The organism is Brevibacillus gelatini, assembly GCF_003710935.1.
GTDB lineage: Bacteria > Bacillota > Bacilli > Brevibacillales > Brevibacillaceae > Brevibacillus > Brevibacillus gelatini.
Genome location: NZ_RHHS01000077.1, coordinates 1 through 6,956, shown reverse-complemented (window position 1 = coordinate 6,956; position 6,956 = coordinate 1). Strand labels below are relative to the sequence as shown.

4 protein-coding genes are annotated in these 6,956 nt (G+C 52.5%); all 4 read left to right on the top strand.

The features are described 5' to 3' along the window. The first annotated feature begins 89 nt into the window (after positions 1-89). The 4 genes from EDM57_RS22710 to EDM57_RS22695 all read left to right on the top strand — a co-directional run bounded on the left by EDM57_RS22710 (position 90) and on the right by EDM57_RS22695 (position 6,839). Positions 90-5,555 carry an RHS repeat domain-containing protein gene (locus EDM57_RS22710; protein ID WP_246005892.1) on the top strand — a complete coding sequence of 1,822 codons (5,466 nt, stop codon included), beginning with the start codon at positions 90-92 and terminating at the stop codon, positions 5,553-5,555. A gap of 16 nt (positions 5,556-5,571) precedes the next feature. Then, complete coding sequence (locus EDM57_RS22705; RefSeq protein WP_122906943.1) at positions 5,572-5,877, top strand: hypothetical protein; 306 nt, start codon at positions 5,572-5,574, stop codon at positions 5,875-5,877. A 412-nt stretch (positions 5,878-6,289) separates the two neighbouring features. Next, positions 6,290-6,556: a hypothetical protein gene (locus tag EDM57_RS22700; protein ID WP_005827000.1), complete on the top strand. Its 267-nt coding sequence runs from the start codon at positions 6,290-6,292 to the stop codon at positions 6,554-6,556. Continuing rightward, the gene (locus tag EDM57_RS22695) at positions 6,549-6,839 is read left to right on the top strand and encodes a hypothetical protein (protein WP_005826998.1); all 291 of its coding nucleotides are present in this window, start codon (positions 6,549-6,551) and stop codon (positions 6,837-6,839) included. Before EDM57_RS22700 ends, EDM57_RS22695 begins: the two co-directional genes overlap by 8 nt. The last annotated feature ends 117 nt before the right edge of the window (positions 6,840-6,956 follow it).

The window sequence follows — 6,956 nt, the reverse complement described above, 5'->3', positions numbered from 1 at the left end:
ACGACAAGAGCTTTAAGATGTCAAAGTTAAAAAACAGAGAATGAGCGAGAAAACAGGAGAAAACATTACTTTATAGTGGGAGGGATAGGATGCGATACAATCGCTGGATGAAGAAAATCGCAGGCGTGGTGCTGAGCGGCTCGCTGCTTATGCCGAACATGGCTTTCGCAGAGGCGAGCCTGTCAGCGGAGCCGCAAGCTTCCTACGCTTCGCACGCAAGCGCCGCGACCAAAAAATGGCTTTCCGCTTATCAGGCGGCCGTGCAAGCGGGAGCGGGTAAAAAGGAACAGCGGCCGGATGAGAAGCCGACCTACAGCAAAGCAGAGGTAATGAAGCTGGACTGGACGCCGCTTTCAGCAGAAAGCGTCTGGCAGTTGTACCAGACAGGTGACAGAAAATTGCTGCAACTTGCGGCGTATGTGTATCCGCAGGTCGACCAGCTTTTGTCTCATGACGAGCAGGTCGACAAGTACCAGTGGGAGGGCGAGACGTTCCAGCAGAAAATGGACGGACTGTCCGCTGCCGAGAAAAAACAACTGGAAGCGTACGTGCCGCAGATCATGGCCTTGTACGAAAAAGGCAAGCAGGCAGCGGCAAGCAATAAGGCTTCGGCAGGCAAGAAACAGGCCACGGGCAGTCTGGCATCGGCCACGGCTGCGACGACAAGCATCCCCGATGCCATGTTCCAAACCGAGGGCTTGACCTACAAATACCAGCGCACCGACACGGACAATCCGGTGGACGAGCTGTATCGGGCGGCCAACGTGCGGGAAGTCGACGTCCACCTGGAAGGCAAGCACGGCATGGATTTGACGATCGAGCGCCGCTATTCGTCGCTCGATGCGATGACGGAAAACATTTACTTTTCGTCGTCGGGCAAAAACAAGACGTATCCGCTGCAAGGGGACTTCAATCCGTTGCCGACGGGCTGGAGCTACAATTTTCCCAGCTTCAAGGAAGTCTGGAAGGAAGACGCGAAGTGCGGTTTCCGCGTAGATGGGTCCAGATATACGTGCGGGTCGACCAGTGAAGGCAAACGGTACATTTTTACGCTGGAAGACGGGACGATTCTGGAGTCGTCGTCCATAACAGGGGAATGGGTGAACACGCCGTATAAGCCAAACGGTGGCATGACCTCGTATCGCAGTCGCTCCGGGGAGTTTGGCGACAACCATATCGTCACCCTGTCCGTGGATGGCAATACGTATGAATTTGGCGAGGAGACCCATTATCGCAACGACGAAGCGTACGTGACCTATCTGGTCAAAAAGACGAACGCTTACGGCGACACGATCCACTACCGCATTCCCGAAGATTATCGGCAGCCAATCGAAATTACCGACAGCGTCGGCCGCCTGGTTGTCCTGGAACGCAACTGGGACATTGATCTCAAGGTATATCAGGACAGCAGCAAGACGAAGCTGCTCAAGCATCTGCAATACGATAAAGGAGTTACGGGAAACAAGGACCGGGTCATCGAACATAGCGTCACGGGCGGAGAGAGCAAGGTCATCGCCGAGTACACCTACCTCGATCCGCAGACGTACGGCACGACCGAGTTCAACCTGCATCCCGGCTACAGCTTCCCGGCTCCTGACGGCGTCATCGACTTTGACGACGGCGGGCTGGAATCAACAGCGTACACGAGCCTGGACCAATCGCGAAAAGCGACCGTCCGTTACAACCTGCTCAAACAGGTCACCTATCCGGTGGAAGGCTTGGTCATGACCTATACGTACAGCTTGTACCAGCCGGATGCACCGGGCTTTCTCGACAGGGGTGTGACCCGGATTTATCACGACAGGGAAGCCTTGACGTACACCAGCTATTTGCCGGTCACGGCTGTCAACTTCCGCTTTGCGAAAACGCCGCATCCCGACCAGCCTGCGACCGAGTGGTACTCGTACACGAAATACTATCCGCACATCACGAAAGAAATCTGGAAGTCGCCGAAGTCGAAGTCGGGGCGCCTGGCGAAGCAGTCGCTGGCCAGGGATGGCTCGGTCGTCGTATCGCGGATGGTGCAGGAGGGACTGCCAAGTGAAGACAAGACGTACCGTGCCAACGAGGACCGCAACTTCGTGCTGCAATCGGTGAAAACGTATGTCGGCAGCGGAGCCGACCAAGACACAATCCAGGGCGCGCTTTCCCTGACGGAAGACGGCAAGACGTATCGGTACGCGCCAGCGAGTTACACGAGCTATTTGTACGAAGAGCGGGCGACCAAACCAGCCTACGTGTACCACTTCCTCGGCCGTCCGGCGTCCCTGACCGCCGACGCGGACATTTACTCGTTTCTGCTTGCCCCGACTTCAGACCGACTGGACAAGGTGCGGGCTAGGCTCGGCCGCTACGCGCAAATCACCCAATACGGCTACAACGCGTACGGCGATGTGACGAAGGAAATCGATCCAAAAGGCAACGTCACGCTGCTCGAATATCTCAATCTGTCCGGGCTGCGTGTCCCGTCGAATGTGAAGAAAACGGCCGTGGACAACCCGAACCATTTTCATCACGAAACGTACACGTACGGAAGCAACCGCCTGGTGGCGACAGAAAAAATCGTCGACTCGTACCCGGACGGCACAGGGACCAAAGTAGTGCAGGTCGACCGCACGTACACCTACAACGACAAAAAGCAGCTAACTTCTGTTACGGAAACGAGCACCGGACCCGACGCCAAGACCGTAACGCAAAACATTACGAGCTATGATCCGCTTGGCCTGTATCCGTCTGACATCAGCCTGCAGGTCGAAGTGGCGACCGGGCAGAAGCAAACCTTGTACCACGTCTTTGTCTACGACGGACTCGGCCGCCTGACCGCGCGCGCCTATCCGGACAACACTGTCGTCTTGTACGAATACGACCTGCTCGGCCGCCGGACCAAAGAAAGCGTGACAAGCAAGCAACAGACACGGACGACGACGTACGCCTACGACGACTCCGCGCGCAAAGTCACAATGACCCTCCCGGATGGCAGCAAACAGGTCACTCAGTTTACGCCATACGGGGAGGTCGAGTACGAGGCGCAAATTGGCACAGACGGCAGCATCCGCCCGCTTTTGTACAACACGTATTCCCTGGACGGCAATCACTTGTTGTCCAGCGCTCCGTATGCGGACAACAATCGGGCGACTACGTACGTCTATAATGCAGACGGCAGCGTCTGGCAGAAAAAAGACCCGGTCGGCACCACCGTGTACCTGACCGCGAACGCAGTCAGCGACGGAATCAACTACGCGCCTGCGCTCACCCGCCTGACATTGGGACCGAACGGCTTGCAAACCGTACAATACCACGACCGCTACGGCCAGGTAGAAAAAGAAGTTCAACGAACCGGAATCGGTGCCCAAAGCTTGACCACCAGGTTCGTTCGCAACGCTTTTGACCAGGTAATTCAAAAAACGGAGACCGACCAGACCGGAAAAAGCCGCACCTGGGAATATCGCTACACCAACGACGGCAACCTCACCGATCTGCGCGATCCCGAACAAAACCGCTATCACTACGAGTACGACACACTCGGCAATCTCGTGACGGTCACGGAAAACCAGGTGCTGACGACGAAAAACCATTACAACGCCCTGTCCTGGAAGCTGAGCGAGCAGGACGTCCCTTCTGGCGCGACCGAGTCGTCTTCCTACAATCCAAACGGAACGTTGAACACGTTTACCGACAAGGCAGGCAACCGCCACGAGTATCGCTATACGCCGTTTTGGGAACTGGCGAGCATCACGACCCGCAACGCAGCAGGCACGGTGACGAACCTGGAGACCAAAGAATATTTCCCGAACACCTCGCTGGTGCAAAAGGAAACGAACAGCAACGGCGCGGACATCCTCCCGACAGCCAGCAACTACCGTGAGATCACGTACAGCTACGATGCGCACAAGCGCCTGAAAAGCCAGACCGTGTTTGGCCGCACGTACCAGTTGGGCTACACGGATCGCGACGAGCTCATGGATTCGCTTACGTATCCGGACGGTACCACAGTGAGCTATCGGTATGATGCCGCCGGGCGTATGGTGGAAGTCAATAGCGGACTGACGGGAAAAATCGAGTACGCGTACACAATGGACAACACCGGGGAGCAAACGCAAACGACATATCCGAACGGCCGCATCAACAAGCGCAAAGCCGATTCCTTCGGACAAGTCGAGACAGTGGTGCACGAGAAGAACCAAGCTGCCATCTGGCAAGAAGCCAACCAGTATTCTTTTGGCAATGTGGTTTCCATCCAGCGCAATGGTGTCGTCCGCAAGTTCGAATACGACAAAATCGACCGCCTGACCAAGGAAGTTGTTCCAGGCACGACGAATCAATATTCGTATGACGGCCGCGGCAACCGCTCGGCTTTCGCCGGCACCCTGCCAACCGACGCGGACAGCTTTACCTACACCTTCGACGAACGCAACCGCTTGCGTGGCGTTTTGAATGAAACAACAGGCGAGACATCGACGTATACGTATTACGGAGACGGTCTGCGTGCAACGAAAACGGAAAACGGTGCGCAAACCAAGTACGTCTATTTAAGCAGCAAGGTTATTGAAGAGCTGGACGCGACAAACCAAGTGAAGGCACGCAACATCTGGGGCAACGAGCTGCTGTTCCGCCAGGACATTTCGGCTGGCAAAAAGGGATACTACCACTACAACAGCCACGGCGATGTCGTCACCATCTCAGACGCAAACGGCCAGGAACTGAACCGCTACGACTACGACACCTGGGGCAACGTCATTTCAAAGACAGAGGGGATGTCCAACCCGTACCAGTACAGCGGCGAGATGTACGAGGAGCAGACAGGCTTTTACTATCTGCGGGCGCGGTATTATGATCCGAAGGTAGGGCGGTTTGTTTCGGAGGATACGTATAAGGGGCAAGTGGATAATCCGTTGAGCCTCAACCGGTATACGTATGTGCATAATAATCCGTTGAGGTTTGTTGATCCAAGCGGTCACTACGTGGACGAAGGAACGGGAGGAATCGGTGGCTTTACATCACCAGAAGAAGAGTACCTGCATTGGGCAGGGGTTGCTGCACGGAGGGCATACACAGAGGGAATAGAGCCAGAAGATGCAGTGAGGAAGTATGTACCAGCGAAGTTACAGGAGGAAGTTCTTCCGACAGCTATCGTCACATTTAATAATACGGTTGGCATGAATCATGGGGATGTTCCTGATTTAGGATTGGCAGCTCCATTAGCAGGGGCGGCAGCAGCTTCTATCAAAAATACAGGTAAGGCGGTTACTCAGGGGATAAGTAAAGTAAACAACATGAAGGAGTTTTTTGAATTAGACTTTGGTAAGTCTCTTGAGAATTCTGCTACCAAGACTAGTGCTCGTTACAATGGACAATCTATCTATCGAATCGATAAAAAGGTTCAAAATCCATATCTCAAAAAAGGAGACGGATTTTATCTAGACTCACTCCATTACGATCATATTGAAGTTGTGGATAGTAGAGGTAAAGTGAAAGCAGTTTTGAACCTAGACGGAACTCTTAATGTGAGTAAAACTGAGCAAGCATTAAAGCAAGGAAGAACGGTAAAATGGTAATGGGAGGCTGATAGCATTGGATGAAAGCTTAAGAAGAATTCTCCAACTACTACAAGATTTAAATTCTCGTGTGAAGACACCAATTATTTCTGAAAGTGAATTCACAGAGGAATACGAAAATCTAGATGAATTTTCTGAGCTACCTAGGCAGATAGAGGTGTTGGTTGGGAAGCTTAAATGTGTAAACAGCGACGATATCGATACAATTGTTGAGAACCTAATTCACCTACATTTGAAACTTTCAGATTGCATTTGGCATTTAGACCAAATTCACGAATTGGTTAAGAGGGTTGCTGGAAATATTAGAGACGTTGCAAATTAAAAAGTCACTTTTACCCCAAACGTGTAATCAACTACGTCTGGGGTTTCTCTTTGCGTTCTGGAACTGTGCCCGCCCGTAAGGGCAATGCCATGCGCAACACGCACCGCCAATGTTAAGCTCGTGAGAAAGCGAAGCTAGGCATTTCTGAGGATTGGGAGCAGGGGAGATACCAGAACACTGCCCGCCCCGCCGCAAAATGGCGTGTCATGGTGCTGTAGAGTGCCACGTATGACGCTAGAATTCCGTAAGGATTTACAGGATAGCAGTTCATGCTTTCGTTGCTGTATTGTGACAAAGTCAATAATGACTTGCTGTCTACTCTCTGGATGGCGGTGGGTATACATATGTGTTAGTCTCTAGCGGTAGCCGCCTAATCTATTAGAGACAAAAACTAATAGAGGGGGTTATGCTCATGAACCATCCAGTTAAAGAATGCATCTCTATGCTGGGAGTATCGCAGGTATCATTTGCCGTGTTGCACGACTTATCGTTTCAACGATTGAAGGCTTGTTTATATGGGCACACTCCCGCCATCCCGCCGAGAATCGTAAACGCTCTAGTACAACATGGCTATGATGAGCAGGAAGCACAGAAGCAGTATCAACAATGGCGTAAATGGAAAGCGGAGCAAGAACTCCTCGCCGCCGCCCGCAAGGAGGGAGGTGAAGACAATGAATAGACTACCGTTGGATATTGTCGTCACGTTGATGAGGCGGGAGCAGGTACTCGCTCAAAATGAGATTGACCAACTAGCCGCGCTGTTTGGAAAGCATGTCAAGGACTTGCTGTCTTCGGAAGATGTCGAATACGCTCTTGCCTGTTATCTTGCTAAATCGAAGCACAACGATGTCGTTTACAGGAACAGTGTATTGGAGAAAGTGGTTCGCTTCATGAATCAGTACGGTTGGCATCTATCGGATGATTTCAGAGACTACTATAAGAAATATGCGTTGTTTCGTTGACCTAACCCCGCCATGTGGCGGGATTTTCTTTTTGTGTGGACTTCTTAGTCTGTGTAGAGGCAGTTTTTAGATCGAGGGGCGGGGGAGGCTGATTCTTGGGACTGTAAAATATTTTGT